This is a genomic window from Falsiroseomonas bella, assembly GCF_003173615.1.
In the GTDB taxonomy this organism is placed as follows: Bacteria; Pseudomonadota; Alphaproteobacteria; order Acetobacterales; family Acetobacteraceae; genus Falsiroseomonas; species Falsiroseomonas bella.
The window spans coordinates 91,681-112,215 of the sequence record NZ_QGNA01000009.1 but is presented as its reverse complement, the minus strand read 5'-3'; the positions used below and the strand labels follow the sequence as shown (position 1 = coordinate 112,215).

Here is a 20,535-nt window from a genome sequence, read left to right as displayed (position 1 = left end):
CCCGGTGAGGACGATCCAGACGCGCGCGCTTCTTCTGATCCTGTGCCTTCTGCTTGCCCTGCCCGCCGCCGCGCAGGAGCCGCCGGCGGAGCCGCAGGAGGGCATTATTCCGTATACGACCACGCTGGTCCCGACCGGCGAGGATGAGCTCGACCCTGCGCTGGAGCAGGCTTCCCAGCTGCGCGCCCTGGCCGGGCCGGCGCCGGTGGACGCCTATGGCCTGGTGGCGCGTGCGCGCGCCGAGCCCCGCAGGCTGGAGGAGGTGCTGCATGCCCGCGGCTACTGGGCCGGAAGGGTGGAGGTGCGGATCGGCGGCGAGCCGGCCGAGACCACGGGCATCGCGGACCGCTTGGCCGCCGCCGCGCCGTCCGGCGTGGCGGTCGAGGTCCGGGTCATCCCCGGGCCACGCTACACGCTGCGCCGCATCGCGTTGCGCCCCGCCTCCCCGGCCGAGGCGGCGGATGTCGCGGCGCTGGGCGACCCGCCCGGCCTCGCGCCCGGCGACCCGGCCGCCTCCGGCCCCGTGCTGGATGCCGAGGAGGCGCTGATCGACCGGCTGCGCCGGCAGGGCCATCCGCTGGCATCCGTGGTGGACCGCGAGGTCACGGTGGACCACGAGGCGCAGCGGATGGATGTGGTCTGGACCCTCTCGCCGGGGCCGATGGCGGAATTCGCCACGCCCGACATCACCGGCGAGACGCGGGTGAACCCGGCGCTGGTCCATCGCGTCGCCGACCGGATCACCGGGGAGCGCTTCTCCCCCGCCCGGCTCGAGCGCGCGCGGCGCGAATTGCTGGCACTCGGCGCCTTCGACACGGTGCGTGCGCGCACGGGGGAGCGGCTGGACGCCGCCGGCCGCCTGCCGGTGACCTTCGCGGTGGCAGACCGGCCGCGCAACGCGGCGGGCTTCACGATTTCCTACGAGACCGAGTTCGGCATCTCCGGCCGCGTCTACTACGAACGGCGCAACCTGTTCGGCAACGCCGAGACGCTGCGGCTGGAGGCGGAGGCCTCGCGCCTCGGCTCGGGCAGCATCACCGCGGACACCAACTACCGCGCCAGCGCGATCTTCCGCCGGCCCGGCCTGTTCGACGGGCTGACCACGCTGATCCTGGAGGGGACGGCGCTGCGCGAGCAGCTGAACGCCTATGACCGCGACGCCCTCATCGCCTCCGCGCTGCTGGAACGGCGCGTGGGTGACCGCTGGCTGCTGCGCGGCGGCCCGATCTTCGAGACCGGGCAGATCGGCCCGCCGGGCGGTCCGCTCGATCCCTTCGACCTGGTCGGGTTCGTCGGCGCGGTGCGCTACGACGCGACGGATTCGCTGCTCGATCCGCGGCGCGGCTGGCGGCTCGATGTCGCGCTGACGCCCTATTACGACCTGCTGGAAGGCGGCACCTTCGCCCGGGCGCTCGGCAGCGCGCGCACCTATTACGACGTGACGGGCGATGGCGGATCGGTGATCGCGCTGCGCGCGACGGCAGGAACCCTGCTGGGCGACAGCGCGGCGGCGCCGCTCGACAAGCGCTTCTATGCGGGCGGCGGCGGATCGGTGCGCGGCTACGGCTTCCAGCGCATCGGGCCGCGCGACGCGCAGGGCCGGCTGACCGGCGGCGCGAGCCTCGCGGAAGTGTCCGTCGAGCTGCGCCAGCGCGTCTCGGGCCCGATCGGCGTGGTCGCCTTCCTCGATGGCGGCACCGCCTCGGACTCCGAGACGCCGGATTTCGGCGATATGCGCTTCGGCGCCGGCCTCGGCCTGCGCTATGCCACGGCGATCGGGCCGCTGCGCATCGACGTGGCGGTCCCCCTCAGCAAGGAGCCGGGCGATACCGGCTATGGCATCTATGTCGGCCTTGGCCAGGCGTTTTAGCCGCCACCGCTGGCGCGTCCTCGCGCTGGCGCTGCTGCTGCTCGCGCTGGCGCTGCCAGTCGGCGCGCAGGATGCGGCGCGCGGCACCTGGGTGGAGCGGCAGCTGGAATCGCTGGTGCCCGGCCTCGGCATCCAGGGCCTGCGCAACCCGCTCTCCTCGAGCCCCGGCTTCGCGCGGCTGACGCTGTCCGACCAGCAGGGCGTCTGGCTGGAGATCGAGGAGGGCAGCGTGGAGTGGTCGCCCACCGCCCTGCTGCGCCGCCGTGTTGAGATACGGCAACTGACCGCGCAGCGGCTGGTGGTGCATCGCGCCCCGGTTTCCGACACGCCGGCGCCGCGCGATGCGCCGCCAGGGCAGCTGATCCCCGACCTGCCGGAGCTGCCGGTCGCGGTCCGGGTGGACCGGCTGCGCATCGAGCGGCTGCAGCTGGACGAGGCGCTGCTGGGCGAGCCCGTGGCGCTCTCCGCCACCGGCGGGCTCCGGCTGGACGATGCGGGGCTCGACCTGTCGCTCGATGCCTCGCTGATCGAGGGCGGCGCGGTGCTGACGCTGCAGGCGACGCTGCGGCCCGGCACCGGGCGGCTGAACGCCGCCGCGACGCTGCGCGGCGATGCGGGGGGCGCGCTGTCGCGCGTCGCAGGGCTGGGCGAGCGGCCGATCGCGCTCGACCTCACGCTGGACGGGCCGTCGGAGCAGGCGGCCTTCACGCTGCGCGCCACCGCCGGCGAGGGCGTGAGCGCGGATGTGGAGGGCACGCTCGCCGCGCCCGACACCTCGCGCCTCGGCGTCGCGCTGACCGGCCAGGTGGATGCGTCGGGCCTGCTGCAGCCGCCGCTCGCCAGGCTGGCCGGGCCGGTGGAGATCCGTCTCGACACCAGCCGCATGCCGGATGGCGTTTTCGACCTGCGCACGCTGCGCGTCGCTGGCGACGCTGGCAGCGTCGCCGCGCAGGGCCGGCTCGACCTGTCCGGGCCGCGCAGCCAGATCAGCGTCGCGGCCGATCTCGCCGCGTCGGACGCCTTCGCGGGGCTGCTGCCGCCCGACACGGTGGGCTGGCAGGCGCTGCGCGCGGAGGGGCAGGTCAGCGGGCCGCTGGATGCGCCGCTCGTCGCGCTCACCGCGGCGCCCGAGGGCTTCACCAGCGCGATCGAGCCGTTGCAGGCACTGCTCGGCGCCGCGCCGCGCGTGACGCTGCGCGCCGCCGCGCCCGACCGGATCGAGGCCTTCTCCCTGACGGGCCAAGCGCTGGAGGCGACGGCGGAGGGGCGCGTGGGCGAGACGCTGGACCTCACCTTCGCCGCGAATGTCTCGGCGCCTGAAGCGGCCGTTCCCGGCCTCACCGGCGCGCTCAGCCTGCAGGGCACGGCGACCGGGCCGGTGGCCGATCCCACGCTCACCGTCACCGCGCGGTCCGACCGGCTGGAAGCGGCGGGGCGCGTGCTGGAGGCGCTGTCGCTCGATGCGCGCATCGCCAACCCGGCGACGCGGCCGGATGTCGATGCGCGCCTCGCCGCCACGCTGCAGGAGCTTCCCGTCGCGCTCTCGCTGCGCGGCACGCCCGAGGATGCGGGCTGGCTGCGCCTGCAATCGGCCGAGGCGCGGCTCGGCCCCGCGCGCCTGGCGGCCTCCGGCCGCGTGCAGCCGACGGCGCTGCTGGCCGAAGGCGAGGCGCGGCTGGAGGCGGAGCAGCTTGCCCCGCTCGGCCGCCTGCTTGGCCAGCAGATCGAGGGCGCGCTGACCCTTCAGGCGCGCGGCAGCGTCGAGAACGGCACGCAGCGCGTCACTGCGGAGCTTTCGGCGCCGCGCTTCGCCGGCTTCGGCGTGACGGCGCGCGACGTCTCCGCGAAGGTGGAAGGCCCGCTCGATGCGCTGGACGTTGCGCTCGCCGGCACCGCGAACGAGGTGCAGGCGGAGGCGCGCGGGCGCGTGCTGGCGCTGCAGGACGGCGCGCGGCGCGTCGAGCTGGCCGCGCTGCGCGCCACGACGCAGGGCGAGACGATCCGGCTTGCGGCGCCCACGCGCGTCACGCTGCGCCCGGACGGCGCGGTGGAGATCGCGGAGACGCGCCTCGCCCTGCCGCGCGACGGCACGCTGCGCGCGGAAGGCACATGGGGCCCCGAGCGCGCCGATATCCGCGCGACGCTGGCGAGCCTCAACCTCGGCGCCTTCGCGCCGCTGGTCCCCGCGGTGAACCCGGTCGGCACCCTGACCGGCGAGGCGCGCATCACCGGCCCCGTCGCCTCGCCCGAGATCACCGCGAGCCTGCGCGGCCGCGGGCTGCGCGCCGGGCCGGAAGCGGCGCGCGCGCTGCCGCCGGCGGAGCTGCGGCTCGACCTTCAGCGCACCGGCGCGGGGCTGCTCACGGCCGATGCCGATCTGCGCGTCGGGCCGCAGCAGCGGCTTGCCGCCACCGCGCGCTTCCCGCAGGGGCCGGGCGCGGCCGCGCCCTTCGAGGCGACGCTGAACGGCAATGTGGACCTGGCCGCCCTGACCAGCCCCTTCCTCGCCGCCGGCGCCGACCGGGTGACGGGGCGCCTCACCTTAGCGCTGCGCGCCAGTGGCACGCTGAACGCGCCGGTGCTGGGCGGCGAGGCGCGGCTTGCGAACGGCTCCTACCGGAACCCCGTCACCGGCGTGAACATCAGCCAGCTTGCCGGCGTGCTGCGCCCCGACGGCCAGCGGCTGCGCGCCGACCTGACCGGCCGCGCCGGGAACCAGGGCACGCTGGCGCTGAACGGGACCATTGCGCCGCTGGAGGCGGGCATGCCGGTGGATCTGCAGCTTGTCGCCGCCAACGCCCAGCCCATCGCCAGCGACCTGATCCGCGCGACGCTCGACGCCGAACTGCGCCTCGTCGGCCAGCTCGCCGGCAGCGCCACGCTGGGCGGGCCGGTGCGCATCCGCCGCGCCGAGATCCGCATCCCCGAAAGCCTGCCCGCCGGCGTCCGCGTGCTGGAGCCGGTGCGGGAGATCGGCACGCCGCCAGGCCGCGCGCCGCGCCCCGCCCGGCGAGTGCCGGCGCCTGCCGATGCGGCCGAGCCCGCCGCCGGGCCGGTGATCAACCTCGCCATCGCCGTGAATGCGCCGCGCAACGTCTATGTGCGCGGCCGCGGCCTGGATGCCGAGCTTGGCGGCGAGCTCGCGGTCGGCGGCACCATCGCCGCGCCGGACATCACCGGCGACCTGGAGATGCGCCGCGGCGACATCACCGTCATCGGCCGGCGCATCGCCTTCGACCGCGGGCGCCTGGATTGGCGCGGCGGCCTGCTGCCGGAGCTCGACCTGCGCGCCACCAGCCAGGTGGGCGGCGTCAACGCGCGCGTCGAGGTGACGGGGTCGCCGACGCAGCCGCAGATCGTCTTCTCCTCCACGCCGGAGCTGCCGCAGGACGAGGTGCTGGCGCGGCTGCTCTTCGACCGCCCGCTGCGCCAGCTCTCGCCCTTCGAGATCGCGCAGATCGCCTCGGTGCTGGCGGGTGCGGCCGGGCTGCCGGGCGGCGATGCGGCGAGCGGCTTCCTGGAGCGCATCCGGCGCAACCTGGGGCTCGACCGGCTTGCCGTCGGCAGCGAGAGCGAGCGCGCCTCCCGCACCACATCCGCCGAGGACCGCGCGGGCGCGACGCTGGAAGCCGGGCGCTACGTGGCGGAGGGCGTCTATGTCGGCGTGAAGCAGGGCACCGAGCCGGGATCGAGCCGCGTCGGCGTGCGCGTGGATCTCGGCCCGCGGCTGCGGCTGGAGGCCGAGACCGGCGACAGAGAGGCGGGGAACCGCGTGGGCCTCAGCTACGAATGGGAGTGGGGGCGGTAGGGGGGTGCGCTGGCGCTCAGCCGTTCTGTACTGCCGGTCGCGCCCCCACCCGCCGTCGCTGCGCGAGGGCACCCTCCCCCGCACAGCGGGAGAGGGATCGTCAGCGCAGGCAGCTCCCTCCCCTGCGTAGCGGGGGAGGGTCGGGGTGGGGGCGCAACCGTCAGCCGGCGTCAGAACCGGGGCGAGCGCCCTCCCCCGGCACCACCACGCGTCGCGGCGCCAGCATCTCCAGCGCGCCGCCCTCCCCCGGCGCGAAGCCGTGCAGCCAGAACCAGCGTTCCGCGAAATCCATCGCCCCCATCACCGGCGAGGGCGCGGAGAGGATGCGCACCCCGCCGCACTGCCCCATCCAGTCGTAGTGCCGGTGCCCGTGCAGCGCGACGATCCGCCGCGCATCGCGCCGCAGCCGCCACACCACCCAATGCCCGTTCACCAGCGCCGTCCCGATGCGGTCCGCGAGCTTCGCGCCAGGGCGCGGATACTCCACCAGGTGATGATGCAGGCAGACCAGCCAGCGCGCCGCGGGATACTGGCGCATCGCCGCCTCCGCCGCATGCATCTGCGCGGCATCCACGATGCCGAGCGCATTGGTGAAGGAGAAGTGCGTCCGCCCGTTGGAATCGAGCAGCAGCACGCCGAGCCCGTCCGGCGCATCGGGCGGCGCGACGAGCGGGAAGCTCTCGTCCCAGACCGTGCGCGCGAGGCGACCGTCGTGCAGCCTGCCGCGATCCATGAAGCGCGCCAGCGCCTCGGCCCGTCCCTCGGCCGCCAGGAACGCATCCAGCGTCGGGCCGAGCCGGCGCGACTTGCGGTCCACCACATGCACGCGCCCGCCCTGCAGCCGCGCCATCGCCGCCAGCATGCGCAGCCGCCGCAGCTTGCCGCCGGGCGCGATCGGCAGTTCGAGCCGCGCGGGATTGGCGCGGTCCACGATGTTGACGTCGTGGTTGCCCGGGATGATCAGCGTGCGCGCGCGCAGCGCCGGATGCACCGCCATCGCCTCCTCGAAGGCGATGAATTCCTCGTTGCGCGCGGCATCGGTGATGTCGCCGGTGATCAGCACCCAGTCGAGCGGCCGCGCCGCGTGCTCATCCTCCAGCAATTCCAGCGCGCGCAGGAAGCGGCCATTGCCGCGCGGCCCGTCGCGGCCGCATTCCAGGCGGAAGCCGAAGCGCGTGCCGACCAGATGGATGTCGGAGAGATGCGCGACACGCCAGCGTGCCTCGCCGTCCGCGAACGACTTCGGCAGGTCGCGCGGCGTCCCCGCCCAGGCCTCGGCGAGCGACCAGGCCGGCGCGGCGACGATGAGATAGACGGCCACCGCCCAGGCCGCGTTGCGCAGCGCCGCTTCGGCCGCCGGCCAGAGGTCCTGCGTGGCGGAGAGCGGCACGGCGAAGCGTGGCAGCGGCCCGAGGCCCCAGGCGATGACGCCCGCCACCAACGCGATCAGCAGCCCCGCCAGCAGGCCAGCCAGCGTGCGCGCGAAGGCATAGCGCCGCGTCGGCGCCAGCGCCTCGATCGCGCGGCCGATCAACTCGCGGATGCCGGTGTAGAGCGGCTGCACCAGCGTCGCGCCGAGCCCCCAGAAGCTCTGCTCCACGAAGCGCGCAATGCGCAGGCCCCAGCGCCAGGCGACGAAGAGAGCCACGGCGAGCACGAGAAGCCCAAAGGAGAGATGGAAGCCGACCGCGATCTTGTCGGCCACGGTGCGGGCATACCAGGCGAGCGCGATCGGCGCGGCGCCGACCGTGATCGCCGGCAGCACGACCAGTGCCGCGAAGGCCAGCGCCAGCTTGGGCAGGCTGATCTCCACCAGCATCGAGGCCGCATGGCCGAGCAGCGTCTTGCTGACCGTGGAGGATGCGTCATCCTCCAGGTCGCCATCGCGCGGATCCGAGAAGGTCATCGGCGCGCGATGCCGTTGGGGGCAGGACGAATCATGCCCGCGCCGCGTGCAGGACACGGTGACGCGCGGGCGGTCGTCGTCCCCCGGCGCCGTCGGTCATCGCGGGGTCGGGCGCGCGCGTCATTTCCCGCATCCTTGGCCAGGGCCGGAAGCTGTGCACGGCACGGTGGCGCAATCAAGCGCGGTTGAGTTGCGGCACGCGCCCCGCCTTCCCATTGAAGAAGAAAGGCCGCGCCGCGGCCGCACAACGAGAGGAGACATGGCATGGACGGACGGGACATGGAACGGTGCGTCGGCAAGGCCAGCCGCCGCCGCGCCCCGCGCGCGGGGATCGAGGCGCTGCGCCGGAACCAGCAGCCGATCCGGGGCGCGACGGCGGAAGACTGCCTGAGGGCCGGCCGCGACCCGGACCGCAAGCTCGAGAAGCTGCGCCGCGACGCCGGCGGGGCGGAGGCGTTGCGGGCCTGAGACCCGGCAGCGCGGCCCCGCCGGTTGACGCGGGGGCCGCGCCTCTCCATTCCCCGGCGGATGCCCCCGCCGCCGCTGCTCCATCTGCGTGACATCCGCCTGCGCCTCGGTTCCTCCTGGCTGCTGGACGGGGCGGAGCTGATGGTGGGCGCCGGGGAGCGCGTGGCGCTCGTCGGGCGCAACGGGTCGGGCAAGTCCACGCTGCTGAAGGTCGCCGCCGGCATGATCGAGGCCGATGGCGGCACGCGCTTCCTGCAGCCCGGCGCCACGCTGCGCTACCTGCCGCAGGAGCCCGACCTGGCCGGCTTCGCGACGACCGGCGCCTATGTGGAGGCCGGCCTAGCGCCCGGCGACGATCCGCATCGCGCGCGGGTTTTGCTGGAGGGCCTCGGCCTGACCGGGGAGGAAGCGCCGGCGCGACTTTCCGGCGGCGAGGCGCGGCGGGCGGCGCTGGCCCGCGTGCTGGCGCCGCGGCCGGACATCCTGCTGCTGGACGAGCCGACCAACCATCTCGACCTGCCCGCGATCGAATGGCTTGAATCCGAGCTTCTGCAGCTGCGCGGCGCGCTGGTGCTGATCAGCCATGACCGCCGGTTCCTGGAACGCCTCTCGCGCGCGATGGTCTGGCTGGACCGCGGCACGACGCGACGCCTGGAGGAGGGCTTTTCCGGCTTCGAGGCGTGGCGCGACCGCGTGCTGGAAGAAGAAGAAGCAGAGGCCCACAAGCTGGCCCGAAAGATCGTGCGGGAGGAGCATTGGCTGCGCTACGGCGTGACCGCTCGGCGCAAGCGCAACGTGAAGCGCCTGGCCGGCCTGCAGGAGCTGCGCAAGCGGCGCAAGGAACGCGTCGCCGCCGTCGGCACGGTGCGCATGGCCGCGACGGAGGCGGACGGCTCCGGCACGCTGGTGATCGCCGCGGACAACATCTCCAAGCGTTTCGGCGATGCGCCGCCAGTGGTTGAAAAATTCTCCACGCGCATCCTGCGGGGCGACCGCGTCGGCATCGTCGGGCCGAACGGCGCGGGCAAGACGACGCTGCTGCGCATGCTGACCGGCGCGCTGCCGCCCGACGAGGGCGAGGTGCGGCTCGGCACCAATCTCCAGATGGTCACGCTGGACCAGATGCGCGCCGGCCTCGATCCCGACATGACACTTGCCGATGCGCTGACCGGCGGCCGCGGCGACCAGATCCGCGTCGGCGGCGAGGCGAAGCACGTCGTCGGCTACATGAAGGAGTTCCTGTTCGTTGCCGAGCAGGCCCGGACGCCGGTTGGCATGCTCTCGGGCGGGGAACGCGGCAGGCTCATGCTGGCGCGCGCGCTGGCACAGCCTTCCAACCTGCTGGTGCTGGACGAGCCGACCAACGACCTCGACCTCGAGACGCTCGACCTGTTGCAGGAGCTGCTGTCAGATTACCAGGGCACGGTCATCGTCGTCAGCCACGACCGCGATTTTCTTGATCGTGTCGCGACCAACGTCATCGCCTGGGAGGGCGATGGGCGCTGGCAGGATTATGCGGGCGGCTATGCCGACATGGTCGCGCAGCGCGGCCGCGGCGTGCAGGCCAAGGTCTCGGACGTCCCGCGCCGGGAGTCGGAGACCCGCGCCACCGAAGAAGCGGCACGCCCCGCAACGAAACAAAAGATATCCTTCAAGGATCGGCATGCGCTGGAGACGCTGCCAGCGCGCATCGCCCAGCTGGAACGCGAGATCGCCGCCCTGCAGGCGCAGCTTGCCGATCCCGGGCTCTATGCCCGCGACGCCGCCGGCTTCGCCGCGCGCAGCAGCCTGCTCGGCAAGAAGCAGGCGGAGCGCGAGGCCGCCGAGGAGGAATGGCTGCGCCTGGAACTGTTGCGCGAGGAACTGGAAGGCTAGGCTTCGCGCATGAGCGCAACGCCGCGCGAGCCGCGCGTCCTGCTCGGCATCGGCTTCATGGTGCTTGCGGCGTCGCTGCTGCCGGTGATGACCGGCCTCGTGCAGTGGCTGTCGCCGCGCTACCCGTCGGAGCAGATCGTCTGGGCGCGCATCACCGGGCATCTGGTGGTGATGCTGGCGATCATGCTGCCGTCCGCCGGCTTGCGCGTCTTCGCCACGCGGCGGCCGGCGGCGCAGCTCGGCAGATCGCTGATGCAGCTGATCTCCACCGGCTTCCACTTCACCGCGCTGGCGTCCATCCCGCTGGTGAAGGCGACGGCGATCGGCTTCATCTCGCCCTTCATCGTCGCGCTGCTGGCCTGGCCGATCCTGGGCGAGCGGCCGCGGCTCGGCCGCATGATCGCCGTGCTCGTCGCCTTCTCGGGCGTGCTGGTGGTGATCCGCCCGGGCAGCCCGGAATTCCAGTGGGCCTCGCTGCTGGTGCTGGGCAGTGCCTGCGCCTTCGCCTTCTACCAGGTGCTGACGCGCATGGTGGCGCCGCATGACCGGGCGGACACCTCGGCGCTCTACAGCGCGCTGCTCGGCGCGGTGGTGCTCTCCCTCGCCGCGCCCTTCTTCTGGGTGACGCCCCAGAGCCTGGGCGATGCGATCGCCATGCTCTCGGTCGGCGCCTTCGGCGCGGCGGGGCATTACTGCGTCGCGCGGGCGATGAGCTATGCGCCGGCCGCGGTGATCTCGCCCTTCCACTACTGGCAGATCATCGGCGCCACGATCATGGGCGTGATCGTCACCGGCCTCTGGCCGGACACGGTCACCTGGGCCGGCGCGGCCATCGTGGTCTCGGCGGGCATCTACCTTGCGCTCAGCGAGGGGCGGCGCCGCTGACGCCGGGCGCGGAACGTGGCATGGAAGGGGACCGGGGAGAGGGATCGCAGGCATGACGGTGGGCGTGGGCGGGTCTGACTTCGCCACGGAACTCGCGGGCATCCGCAACCAGCGGGACGCCGTGCCGCCGATCGGCGTGGAGGAGCATGCGCGCCGCGTGGAGCGGGCGCAGGCACGCATGCGCGAACTCGGCATCGCCGCGCTCTGGCTGGACGGCACCACGAACCTCGCTTGGCTGACCGGCCTGAAGCATGGCCAGAGCGAGCGCCCGGTCGGCGCCATCCTACCGGCGCAGGGCCCCCTCTCCTATCTCTGCCCCGCCTTCGAGGTGGAGCGGCTGCGCACCATGCTGCTGCTGCCCGGCGATGTGCGCGGCTGGGAGGAGGACGAAGATCCCTACGCGCTCTTCACCGAGATGCTGCGCGAGGCCGATGTCGCCGGCGGCACCGTCGCGCTGGACGACATGGCCCGCGTCTTCGTGGCGGAGGGCATGCGCGGCGCGCTGCCGAACCACCGCTTCGTCGCCTCCGGCCCCGTCACCAGCCACCTGCGCGAACGCAAGACGGAGCAGGAGGTCGCGATCCTGCGCCAGGCGATGGGCATGACGCTGCAGATCCACGCTGCCGCCGCGCGCGCCCTGCAGCCCGGGGTGACGACGACGGAGGTCGGGGAGTTCCTCGCCGCCGCGCATCGCCGCGCAGGCTTCGATAGCGGCCCCGCCTTCTCCATCGTGCTGTTCGGCGAGCCCACCGCCTATCCGCATGGCGTGCCCTATCCGCAGACGCTGGCCGAGGGCGACGTGGTGCTGATCGATGTCGGCGCGCCGCTGCATGGCTATGTCTCGGACATCACGCGCAGCTACGTCTTCGGCACGCCGACGCCGCGCCAGCGCGAGATCTGGAACCTGGCGAAGCGCGCCCAGGCCGCCGGCTTCGCCGCCGCGAAGCCCGGCGCGCCCTGCGCCGCCATCGATGATGCCTGCCGGGGCGAGGTGGTGAAGGCCGGCATGGGGCCGGGCTACAAGGTGCCCGGCCTGCCGCACCGCACCGGCCACGGCATCGGGATGGACGTGCACGAGGCGCCCTATTTCGTCGGCGGCAACCAGCAGCCGCTCGCCGTCGGCAACACCGGCAGCATCGAGCCGACCATCGCGATCTATGGCGAGTTCGGCATCCGGCTGGAGGACCACATCGTCATCACCGAACGCGGCGCCGACTGGCTGACGCCGCCCGCACGCTCCGTGGACGATCCCTTCGGACTGGAGGGGCGCGCGTGATCACGCTGTATGGCGTGCATCGCTCCCGCGCGCTGCGCTGCATCTGGGCGCTGGAGGAGATGGGGCTGGCGTATCGGCTGGTGCCGGTGATGCAGGCGTTTCGCCTGGCCGATCCGGCGGCGCCGGATGCGCCGTTCAACACGCGCTCCGCGGATTTCCTGGCGCTGAACCCGGCCGGCTCCATCCCGGTGCTGGAGGAGGATGGCGTGGTGCTGGCGGAATCGCTGGCGATCAACCTGTTCCTCGCGCAGCGGCACGGCGGGCCCATCGGCGCCGCCGATCCCGCGGAGGCGGCGCGGATCGCGCAATGGACGCTGTTCGCCGCCACCGAGATCGAGCCGCGCAGCCATGCCATCCTGATGAACCGCGTGCAGCTTCCGCCCGATCAGCGCAGCGAGGCGAAGGTCGTGGATGCCATCGCCGCACTGCGCCGCCCCTTCGCCGTGCTGGAGCAGGTGCTGGCGCAGGGCCATCCGGTCGGCGGACGCTTCACCGTGGCCGACATCGCGCTGGCCGAGACCGTCCGCTACGCGCAGCCCGCGCCGGAGGCGTTCGAGGGCGCGCCGCATCTGAAGGCGTGGCTCGCCGCCTGCCAGGCGCGGCCGGCCTATCGCACCATCCTGGCGCGGCGCGACGCCGAGCCGGCCCTGTAGAACCCCTTCAACGGAAGGAAAGAGAAATGCTGACCATCTACGGCGTGCTGCGCTCCCGCGCCTCGCGCAATGTCTGGCTCGCCCATGAGCTCGGCATGCCCTTCGAGCATGTGCCGGTGATCCAGGCCGGCCGCGCGGAGGGATCGGGCGTGGCGCTCAACACGCGCTCGCCGGAATTCCTGCGCATCAATCCGAACGGCCGCATTCCCGCGATGAAGGATGGCGATCTCGTCCTGGCGGAATCGCTGGCGATCAACCTCTACATGGCGAAGAAGGCCGGCGGCGCGCTGGCGCCGAAGGACCTGGCCGAGGATGCGCAGATGACCGCCTGGACGATCTGGGCGATGACCGAGGCCGAGCCGCACACGATCGAGGTGCTCTACAACAGCATCGGCAAGCCGCCGGCCGAGCGCGACGCGGCGAAACTCGCCGCCGCCGTCGCCGCGCTGAAGGCGCCTTTCGCCGTGCTGGACGCGGCGCTGGCGAAGGATGGCTTCCTGGTGGGCGGGCGCTTCACCGTGGCGGACCTCAACCTGGCCGAGGTGATGCGCTACGCCCAGCCCGCGCCGCAGCTGTTCGAGGCGGCGCCGAACGTCAAGACGTGGCTCGCCGCATGCCAGGCCCGCCCGGCCTTCCAGCGCATGATGGAGGAGCGGAACAAGGAGCCGGCGTGAGTCTGTCTGGCGCGCCTTTCCGCTGACGCGGAAAGGCACCTCAAGCGCCGGCGGCCCTCCGGGCCTTGGCTTCGCCGCATAAGCGGCGGGCCGCATTCGCGGCCTCGGCCCGGCCGAAATACGCCGGGCCGCAAGAGTTCGTGCTCCCTTACCGCTTCGCGATCACCTGCAACATCCCGGTGACCGCCAGGCCGGCGAAGACCTGCGCGAGCGGCAGTTGCGATTCGTCGTAGTGGCCCGCCGCGTCCAGCAGGTTCAGCGTGCCGAGCGTGGTGCCGTTCCAGCGCACCGGGATGTTGAGCGCGCTCTCGCAGCCCAGGCTGCGGATCAGCTCATGGTCGTAGAAGGCGGCCTGCACGTCGGCGTAGTCCTTGCCGATCCAGGGCTGGCCGCCGGTCACCACCTTCTGGAACCACCAGCTGTCGGTGATCGGCTTGCGGCCGCCGATCGGATAGGCCTCCGGCATGTTGGTGTAGTAGCGCTGGCTTTCCTTCACACCGGGATGGATCACCAGGATGGTGAACAGCCGGTGGCCGAGCGTCGCGGCGAAGGCCGCGTCCAGCGCGCGGAACAGCGGATCCGGCTGGCCGGGCTGCGCCGCGGCGGCGGCGACGGCGGACAGGTGCGGAACGGGATCGGTCATGGCGTTGCCCCAGGGCGAGAATGGGTTCGGGTGCGTTCGGGGATCAGGCCCTGCGGGCGGAACCGCAGCAGCAGGATCAGGGACAGGGCGATGATGCTTTCCCGCAGCGCCGCCTTCTGCACCGGCGTGACGCCCGGGATCTCCTGCGCGAGGAAGCGCGTGCTTTCCAGCAGCAGGACGACGAAGAGCGCGCCGACCACCGCGCCGCGCATCGCGCCGACGCCGCCCGCAGTCAGCGCCAGCACGATGTAGATGGTCAGCAGCGGCGCGAAGCCATCCGGCGCGATATAGGCGTTGTAGTGGGCGTAGAGCGCGCCGGCGAAGCCGACCACCGCCGCGCCCAGCGCGAAGGCGCGCAGCTTGAACCACAGCACCGGCTTGCCCGCCACCGCGGCGACATCCTCGTCCTCCCGCACGGCGCGCAGCACGCGGCCGAAGGGCGAGTGGGAGGCGCGGGAAAGCAGCAGGAAGGCGATCCCCACCGCGCACCAGACCAGCGCGAGGAAGATCAGGTTGAACTGCTGCGGCGAGACATCGCCGCGCCAGGGGCCGGGGATGCCGCTGATGCCGTCCGTGCCGTTGGTCAGCCAGATCTCGTTGGAGGCGACGAGGCGGATCACCTCGGCGAAGCCGAGCGTCACGATCGCCAGGTAGTCGCCGCGCAGCCGCGCCACGATCAGCGCCATGATCCCGCCCGCCACCGCGGCGATCGCGGCCCCCGCGGCCCATCCGAGCGGCATCGGCCAGAGCAGCTTCGTGGTCAGCAGCGCGGAAGCATAGGCGCCGACTGCGAAGAAGCCGACCAGGCCGAGATTGACCATCCCGGCCAGGCCCCAGATCACGTTCAGCCCCAGCGCCATCAGCGCGTAGAAGCCGGCGAAGACCAGCATCGCGACGATATAGGCTTCCATCAGGCGGCGCGCCCGAGCAGCCCCTGCGGGCGAATGGACAGCACAAGCAGGATGGCGAGGAAGGCGGTGACGGTGCGGTAGGCGGGCTCCAGCAGCACGCCGGCCATCTCCTCCCCGATGCCCACCACCAGCGCACCGAGCGCGGCGCCGGGGATCGAGCCGAGCCCGCCCACCACGGCGGCCGCGAAGACCGAGAGGATCACGCGGAAGCCGGTCAGCGGGTCGATCGAAGTGTCGAGGCCGAGCAGCATTCCCCCGAAGCCCGCCAGCCCCGCGCCGATGAACACCGCGACGCGCGCGATGCGGTCGGGATCCACCCCCTTGATGTCGGCGAGCTGCGGGTTGTCCGCCACCGCGCGCATCGCGCGGCCGAGCCGCGTGAAGGCCAGCACCGCGAAGAGCGCGCCCGCGGCGGCGCAGGCATAGAGCGTATTCTGCACCTGCTGCGGCCCGATGCGGATGCCGTCGAAGCGCCAGTCGCGCAGGATCGGCAGGTCGTAGCCGCGCAGCTCGTTGCCGAAGAAGAAGCGCAGTATGTTCTCGATCAGCAGGGTCAGCGCGACCGAGGCGATGGCGACCGTCAGCGGGCCGGAGGGGCGCAGCGGCTTCAGCGCCGCCTCCTCCGCCAGCAGCCCGACGGCGCCGGCGACGAGGAAGGCCGCGACCAGCGCGAGCCCGGCCGGCAGGCCCCATTGCGTGTTGGCGACCCAGCCCGCGAAGGCGCCCACCGTGGCATAGGCCGCGACCGCGAAGTTCGGATAGCGCAGCACGGCGAAGATGGTGGTGAAGCCGATGGCGGGCAGCATCAGCATGCTGCCCGTCATCAGCCCGTTCAGCAGGATCTGGGCGATGTCGCGCCAGTCCTGGATCATCGCGCCGGACTCGGTACGGCGCCTGACACGCGGATCAACGCAGCTCGACCAGCTCGAAGCGGCCGCCCGCGGCGCGCTCGTAGCGGAACTTGGTGCCGCGGATGTCGCCGCGCTCGTCGAACTCCACGGGGCCGGAGGAGCCTTCGTAGTTGATCGCCCGGCCGGCCGCGAGCGCGCGCAGCCCGTCCGTCACGTTGTCCACCTTCTCGCCGTCGCCCTGGCTGATGCGGCGGACGTTGTCGCGGATCGCGACGCCGCCGGCATCGCCGGCCGCGGCGGCTGCGAGGATCGCCAGCGCCGCGTGGTCGTTGGTCTGCGCCGAATAGGGGTCCACGGCCGTGTTGCCGAACAGCCGCTCCAGCCGCTTGAAGGCGCCACTGTCCACGTCGGGGCTCGGCTGCCAGGTCATGGCGCCGTTCGTCACCTCATGCGGCAGGCTGTTGAGCAGGTTCTGGTTGATCGCATAGGCGGGCGCGAAGCGGCGGCCGTCGAAGCCGGCGCGGAACAGCTCGCGCAGCAGGATCGTCACGTCGGGCAGGTAGCCGTTGAGGAACACCGTGTCGGCGCGCGCGCGCATGATCGCGTCCACCTCGGAGCGGAAGGCGGTCTTCTCGCGCTCATAGACGGTGTAGCCCACCACCTCGCCGCCCGCGGCGCGGAATTTCGCAACCAGCACGTCCTGGCTGGACTGCGCGAAGGGCGACTGCGCCGCCAGGTGGAAGATGCGCCGCGCGCCCTGGCGCAGCAGGAAGTCGGCGCCGGTCTCGATCTGCAGCTTGCTGTTGGGCTGGGTGCGGAAGATGAAGCCCTGGTGCGGCAGCAGCGTGATGGAATCCGCGCCCGAGACCGTGAACAGCGGCACGCGGTTCTCCCAGCAGAGCGGCGCGACCGCGGTCGTCACCGAGCTCGCCCAGGTGCCCATCATGGCGGAGACGCGGTCCACGTCGATCAGCTTGCGCGCGCCGCGCACGCCGGCATCGGGGTTGGTCTGGTCGTCCTCCGCCACCACGCGGATCTGCCGGCCGCGAATGCCGCCCGCGGCGTTGGCTTCCTCCACCACCGCCTGGATGGCGCGCAGCATGGCGGGGCCATAGGGACCGCCGGCGCCGGTCAGCGGCGGCAGCGCGCCGAACACGATCGGCGCGCCTTGCGAGAAGGCCTTGCCGCCGATGGCGAAGCTCGAGACGGCGCCGGCGGCGCTCGTCGCGTAGAGCGCGCCTGCGGCGCGACGCAGGGCCGCGCGGCGGCCGATGCGGAACTTGGTCATGCTGTCATCTCCCTGTCGTTCACAGTAGCCACGCTCTAGCCGCCGAGGAACAGGCGGCGCACCTCGGGGTCGGCGGCCAGCGCCTGGGCCTGGCCGGTGCGCGCGACGCGCCCATCCACCAGCACAATCCCCTCCTCGGCGATGGAAAGCGCCTCCAGCGCGTTCTGCTCGACCATCAGGATCGCGGTGCCCTCGGCGTGGATGGCGGCGATGGAATCGAACAGGAATTCCGCGGCCTTGGGCGACAGCCCGGCGGAGGGCTCGTCCAGCAGCAGCAGCTTCGGCTGCACCATCAGCGCCATCGCCATGGCGAGGATCTGCCGCTGCCCGCCCGAGAGGGTGCGCGCCGCGCGGCGGCGTTTCTCGGCCAGAACGGGGAAGCGCTGCATCAGCGCCTCCGTCCGCTCGCGCACCACGGCGCGGGGCTCGAGATAGCCGCCCATCTCCAGGTTCTCGCGCACCGTGAGGCTGGCGAAGATGTTCGCCTCCTGGGGCACGAAGGCCACGCCCTGGGCGGCGATGGACCGAGGCGGCAGGCCGGTCAGCGCCCTGCCCTGCAGGCGGATGCTTCCGGCCTTGGGCTTGAGGATCCCGGCGATGGCCTTCAGCAGCGTGGACTTGCCCGCCCCGTTCGGCCCGACGATCGCGGCCATGCGCGCGGGCGCGAGCGCGACGGTGATGCCCTTCAGGATCTCGTCCGCCGCGCCATAGCCGCCGACGACGCCCTCGACCTCCAGCAGCGCGGCGGCGTCAGGCATGCACGCGGCGCCCCATATAGGCTTCCTGCACGCGCGCATCGTTCGCGATGCTCTCGAAGCTGCCCTGCGCCAGAAGCTTCCCCTCGGCCATGACGATCACCGGGTCGCAGAGCGAGGCGACGAAATCCATGTGGTGCTCCACCACCAGCACCGTCATGCCTTCCTCTCGCAGATGCGCGATGTGGCGCGCGATCTCGGCGGCCAGCGTCGGGTTCACGCCGGCCACGGGCTCGTCCAGCAGCAGCAGCTTCGGCTCCGCCATCAGCGCGCGGCCGATCTCGAGCAGCTTCTTCTGGCCGCCGGAGAGCGCGGCCGCCTGGTTGTCCAGCACGCGCGAGAGGTTGAGCCGCGCGGCGATCGCCTCGGCGCGGGCGCGCAGCTCCTCCTCCCGCCGGCGCATCGCTTGCGTCGCGAGCAGCGCAACGGCGAGCGATTCGCCGGGCTGGTGCTGGCCGTAGAGCAGCAGGTTCTCCAGCACGGTCAGGCGGGGGATGCCGCGCGCGATCTGGAAGCTGCGGACAAGGCCGGCGCGGGTCACGCGATCCGGTCGCGCACCAGTGATGTCCTGCCCGTCGAAGATGACGTTTCCGCCATCTGGCCGGATGACCCCGGAGATGCACTGGAAGGCCGTGGACTTGCCCGCGCCGTTCGGGCCGATCAGCGCCGTGACGGTGCCGCGCCGGACCGCGAGGTCCAGCCCATCCAGCGCCACCACCCCGCCGAAGCGCCGGACGAGGCCGCGCACCTCCAGCAACGGGGCGGTCATCACGCGAACGCTACACGCGCCCCTGGCGGGCAGGAAGGGGCGCCCCCCCTTGCGCGCCCCCGGAGCGTCCTCTTATTCCGGAGCGCCGGGTTGGGTGTTCAGGGAGAAACCGCCTTCATGCCATATCGCCTGCTGCTGGCCGCCACCGCGGCGCTGACCCTCGGCGCGAACCAGGCGGCCTTCGCCCAGGATGCCGCCGCCGGACAGCGCGTGTTCAACCAGTGCCGCGCCTGCCACGTCATCGAGAACAACGGCCGCAACGGTGTCGGCCCGAACCTGCATGGCGTCGTCGGCCGCAAGGCCGGCTCCATCCAGGGCTTCCGCTATTCGGCGAACATGCAGGAACTGGCCCAGGGCGGCCTGACCTGGACGCCCGAGAATCTCGACCGCTACCTGACGAACCCGAAGGACCTTGTGCCGCGCGGCTCGATGGCCTTCGCCGGGATCCGCAACGAGCAGCAGCGCAAGGACCTGATCGCCTACCTGCAGTCGCAGTCCAACTGAGTCAGGCGAACTGAGTCAGGCGGCGCTGCGCGCCTCCCGCAGCAGGGGGGCGCGCAGCGCCAGCACCTCGCCCACGGCCTCGGTGAAGGCGGCACGCTCCGCCTCCCCGACCGCGAGAGAGAGCGCGACCATGCCGCGGCGCGCGACGTAGAAGCCGCGCTCCAGCAGGTCGAGGAACAGCAGCTCCTTCAAGGGCTGGTTCGTCGCGGCGGCCTCCGCGGCGTTGCGCGGCGCCTGCGGCGTCACATGGAACGCCATCATGCTGCCGCGGCCGGTCACCTGCACCGGCACGTCGCAGCGCGCCGCGATCGCGTTCAGCGCGGCGCGCAGCGCATCGCCGCGGGCATTGTGCGCCACCGCCTCCGCCGGCGTGTAGATCTCGCCGAGCGCGGCGATGCCGGCCGACATCGTCAGCGTGTTGTTGTTGAAGGTGCCGGCATGCGGCACCGCGTCGGCGCGGCGCGGATCGAACATCGCCATGAGGTCGGCGCGGCCGCCGAAGGCGCCGAAGGACATGCCGCCGCCCACGTATTTGCCGAGCGTGGTCAGGTCCGGCGTGACGCCGGTGGCTTCCTGCAAGCCCCCGGGGGCGAGGCGGCTGGTCATCACCTCGTCGAAGATCAGCACGGCGCCGGTCTCGTCCGCCAGGGCGCGCAGGCCTTCGAGGAAGGACTGCTCGGCCGGGATGCAGCCGCCGCCGCCGAGCATCGGCTCCAGGATGATCGCGGCGAGGTCCGACGCATTCTCCCGCGCGACGGCGCGGGCGGCGTCGAGGTCGTTGTAGGGCGCGACGACGGCCCGGTGCGGCACGTTCACCGCCGGCGGCGCGCCGCGCGGGAAGCCGAACAGGCTGCCGTGGTAGCCGCCCTCGAAGCCCAGGATGGTGCGCCGGCCGGTGGCGATGGTCGCACAGGCGAGCGCGAGCAGGTTCGCCTCGGTCCCCGAATTGGTGAAGCGGACCTGGTCGATGGAGGGGAAGCGGTCGCAGACCAGCCGGGCGAAGCGCGCTTCGAAGGCGTTATGCGCGGTGAGGTTCAGGCCGCCGTCGAGCGCGCGGATCACCGCGGCGCGGATCGCGGGGTGGGAGGCGCCGAACAGCCCCGCGGTGTATTCGCCCGCCATGTTCACATAGGCGAGCCCGTCCGCATCGGTGACGCGGCACCCCTCGCCCTGCATCACGGTGAAGGGGAATGGCCCATGGAACAGCACGGTGCGCGTGTTGCCGCCGGGCATGACCTCGGCGGCCTCCTCGTGCCGCGCCCGGCTTTTGGGGCGGCGGCGCGCATAGGTCTCCCGCGCCTCGGCCAGGGCGTGGTCCAGGGTGAGGTTGCGCCCGTGCATGCCTTTGGTCTCCCCTCGCCGGTCAGCCACCCTTCCGCAGCCGGCGGCCCCGCGCAAG

Annotated in this window: 17 protein-coding genes; 9 read left to right on the top strand and 8 right to left on the bottom strand. The window is 72.8% G+C overall.

Annotation, left to right across the window (positions count from 1 at the left end; genetic code table 11):
• Positions 1–4: 4 nt before the first annotated feature.
• Together DFH01_RS27465 and DFH01_RS27460 are read left to right on the top strand one after the other, a co-directional pair.
• The gene (locus tag DFH01_RS27465) at positions 5–1,870 is read left to right on the top strand and encodes an autotransporter assembly complex protein TamA (protein ID WP_109873729.1); all 1,866 of its coding nucleotides are present in this window, start codon (positions 5–7) and stop codon (positions 1,868–1,870) included.
• Positions 1,854–5,678 carry a translocation/assembly module TamB domain-containing protein gene (locus DFH01_RS27460; protein WP_146217167.1) on the top strand — a complete coding sequence of 1,275 codons (3,825 nt, stop codon included), beginning with the start codon at positions 1,854–1,856 and terminating at the stop codon, positions 5,676–5,678. The genes DFH01_RS27465 and DFH01_RS27460 overlap by 17 nt, the downstream gene beginning before the upstream one ends.
• A gap of 160 nt (positions 5,679–5,838) precedes the next feature.
• Here the strand turns inward: DFH01_RS27460 and DFH01_RS27455 are convergent, their stop codons facing one another.
• Positions 5,839–7,584 carry a metallophosphoesterase family protein gene (locus tag DFH01_RS27455; protein ID WP_109873727.1) on the bottom strand — a complete coding sequence of 582 codons (1,746 nt, stop codon included), beginning with the start codon at positions 7,582–7,584 and terminating at the stop codon, positions 5,839–5,841.
• Between the two features lie 264 nt (positions 7,585–7,848).
• On the opposite strand from DFH01_RS27455, the gene DFH01_RS27450 reads away from it, so the two are divergent.
• From DFH01_RS27450 to DFH01_RS27425, 6 genes are read left to right on the top strand one after another with little or no spacing between them, the layout of a single operon-like run.
• Positions 7,849–8,052, top strand: a complete 204-nt coding sequence (locus DFH01_RS27450; protein WP_109873726.1) for a hypothetical protein — start codon at positions 7,849–7,851, stop codon at positions 8,050–8,052.
• 60 nt (positions 8,053–8,112) lie between these two features.
• Positions 8,113–9,927 carry an ABC-F family ATP-binding cassette domain-containing protein gene (locus DFH01_RS27445; RefSeq protein WP_109873725.1) on the top strand — a complete coding sequence of 605 codons (1,815 nt, stop codon included), beginning with the start codon at positions 8,113–8,115 and terminating at the stop codon, positions 9,925–9,927.
• A 9-nt stretch (positions 9,928–9,936) separates the two neighbouring features.
• Positions 9,937–10,812, top strand: coding sequence for a DMT family transporter (locus DFH01_RS27440; RefSeq protein ID WP_109873724.1), 876 nt, complete (start codon positions 9,937–9,939; stop codon positions 10,810–10,812).
• Between the two features lie 52 nt (positions 10,813–10,864).
• Positions 10,865–12,088, top strand: a complete 1,224-nt coding sequence (locus DFH01_RS27435; protein WP_109873723.1) for a M24 family metallopeptidase — start codon at positions 10,865–10,867, stop codon at positions 12,086–12,088.
• Entirely contained in the window at positions 12,085–12,741 is a 657-nt protein-coding gene (locus DFH01_RS27430; protein ID WP_109873722.1) for a glutathione S-transferase family protein, read from the top strand. Before DFH01_RS27435 ends, DFH01_RS27430 begins: the two co-directional genes overlap by 4 nt.
• Before the next feature lie 26 nt (positions 12,742–12,767).
• A complete protein-coding gene (locus DFH01_RS27425) occupies positions 12,768–13,415 on the top strand; it encodes a glutathione S-transferase family protein (protein WP_109873721.1) in 648 nt (215 codons plus the stop codon).
• Positions 13,416–13,563: 148 nt separating this feature from the next.
• Here the strand turns inward: DFH01_RS27425 and DFH01_RS27420 are convergent, their stop codons facing one another.
• The 6 genes from DFH01_RS27420 to DFH01_RS27395 are packed head-to-tail and all read right to left on the bottom strand — an operon-like array spanning position 13,564 to position 18,632.
• Entirely contained in the window at positions 13,564–14,058 is a 495-nt protein-coding gene (locus DFH01_RS27420) for a GAF domain-containing protein (RefSeq protein ID WP_109873720.1), read from the bottom strand.
• On the bottom strand, positions 14,055–14,969 hold the full coding sequence (locus DFH01_RS27415) for a branched-chain amino acid ABC transporter permease (protein WP_109873719.1): 915 nt from the start codon (positions 14,967–14,969) through the stop codon (positions 14,055–14,057). The genes DFH01_RS27420 and DFH01_RS27415 overlap by 4 nt, the downstream gene beginning before the upstream one ends.
• Positions 14,969–15,841 (bottom strand): branched-chain amino acid ABC transporter permease, encoded by an 873-nt coding sequence (locus DFH01_RS27410; protein WP_109873718.1) that lies wholly within the window; start codon positions 15,839–15,841, stop codon positions 14,969–14,971. Before DFH01_RS27410 ends, DFH01_RS27415 begins: the two co-directional genes overlap by 1 nt.
• 34 nt (positions 15,842–15,875) lie before the next feature.
• The gene (locus DFH01_RS27405) at positions 15,876–17,108 is read right to left on the bottom strand and encodes an ABC transporter substrate-binding protein (RefSeq protein ID WP_109873717.1); all 1,233 of its coding nucleotides are present in this window, start codon (positions 17,106–17,108) and stop codon (positions 15,876–15,878) included.
• 35 nt (positions 17,109–17,143) lie between these two features.
• Complete coding sequence (locus DFH01_RS27400; RefSeq protein WP_109873716.1) at positions 17,144–17,866, bottom strand: ABC transporter ATP-binding protein; 723 nt, start codon at positions 17,864–17,866, stop codon at positions 17,144–17,146.
• Positions 17,859–18,632 carry an ABC transporter ATP-binding protein gene (locus DFH01_RS27395; protein WP_109873715.1) on the bottom strand — a complete coding sequence of 258 codons (774 nt, stop codon included), beginning with the start codon at positions 18,630–18,632 and terminating at the stop codon, positions 17,859–17,861. The genes DFH01_RS27400 and DFH01_RS27395 overlap by 8 nt, the downstream gene beginning before the upstream one ends.
• Before the next feature lie 117 nt (positions 18,633–18,749).
• Between DFH01_RS27395 and DFH01_RS27390 the strand changes: the two genes are divergently transcribed.
• Positions 18,750–19,136 (top strand): c-type cytochrome, encoded by a 387-nt coding sequence (locus DFH01_RS27390; protein ID WP_109873714.1) that lies wholly within the window; start codon positions 18,750–18,752, stop codon positions 19,134–19,136.
• Between the two features lie 15 nt (positions 19,137–19,151).
• Here DFH01_RS27390 and DFH01_RS27385 read toward each other — a convergent pair whose 3' ends face one another.
• Positions 19,152–20,477, bottom strand: a complete 1,326-nt coding sequence (locus DFH01_RS27385) for an aspartate aminotransferase family protein (protein WP_109873713.1) — start codon at positions 20,475–20,477, stop codon at positions 19,152–19,154.
• Positions 20,478–20,535 lie beyond the last annotated feature (58 nt).

Bases quoted from the DNA above. Each gene is read 5' to 3' on its own strand.
- DFH01_RS27400 (WP_109873716.1), bottom strand. From the start codon at position 17,866: ATGCCTGACGCCGCCGCGCTGCTGGAGGTCGAGGGCGTCGTCGGCGGC.
- DFH01_RS27435 (WP_109873723.1), top strand. From the start codon at position 10,865: ATGACGGTGGGCGTGGGCGGGTCTGACTTCGCCACGGAACTCGCGGGC.
- DFH01_RS27455 (WP_109873727.1), bottom strand. From the start codon at position 7,584: ATGACCTTCTCGGATCCGCGCGATGGCGACCTGGAGGATGACGCATCC.
- DFH01_RS27445 (WP_109873725.1), top strand. From the start codon at position 8,113: ATGCCCCCGCCGCCGCTGCTCCATCTGCGTGACATCCGCCTGCGCCTC.
- DFH01_RS27405 (WP_109873717.1), bottom strand. From the start codon at position 17,108: ATGACCAAGTTCCGCATCGGCCGCCGCGCGGCCCTGCGTCGCGCCGCA.
- DFH01_RS27395 (WP_109873715.1), bottom strand. From the start codon at position 18,632: ATGACCGCCCCGTTGCTGGAGGTGCGCGGCCTCGTCCGGCGCTTCGGC.
- DFH01_RS27450 (WP_109873726.1), top strand. From the start codon at position 7,849: ATGGACGGACGGGACATGGAACGGTGCGTCGGCAAGGCCAGCCGCCGC.
- DFH01_RS27415 (WP_109873719.1), bottom strand. From the start codon at position 14,969: ATGGAAGCCTATATCGTCGCGATGCTGGTCTTCGCCGGCTTCTACGCG.
- DFH01_RS27410 (WP_109873718.1), bottom strand. From the start codon at position 15,841: ATGATCCAGGACTGGCGCGACATCGCCCAGATCCTGCTGAACGGGCTG.
- DFH01_RS27390 (WP_109873714.1), top strand. From the start codon at position 18,750: ATGCCATATCGCCTGCTGCTGGCCGCCACCGCGGCGCTGACCCTCGGC.
- DFH01_RS27385 (WP_109873713.1), bottom strand. From the start codon at position 20,477: ATGCACGGGCGCAACCTCACCCTGGACCACGCCCTGGCCGAGGCGCGG.
- DFH01_RS27425 (WP_109873721.1), top strand. From the start codon at position 12,768: ATGCTGACCATCTACGGCGTGCTGCGCTCCCGCGCCTCGCGCAATGTC.
- DFH01_RS27440 (WP_109873724.1), top strand. From the start codon at position 9,937: ATGAGCGCAACGCCGCGCGAGCCGCGCGTCCTGCTCGGCATCGGCTTC.
- DFH01_RS27420 (WP_109873720.1), bottom strand. From the start codon at position 14,058: ATGACCGATCCCGTTCCGCACCTGTCCGCCGTCGCCGCCGCCGCGGCG.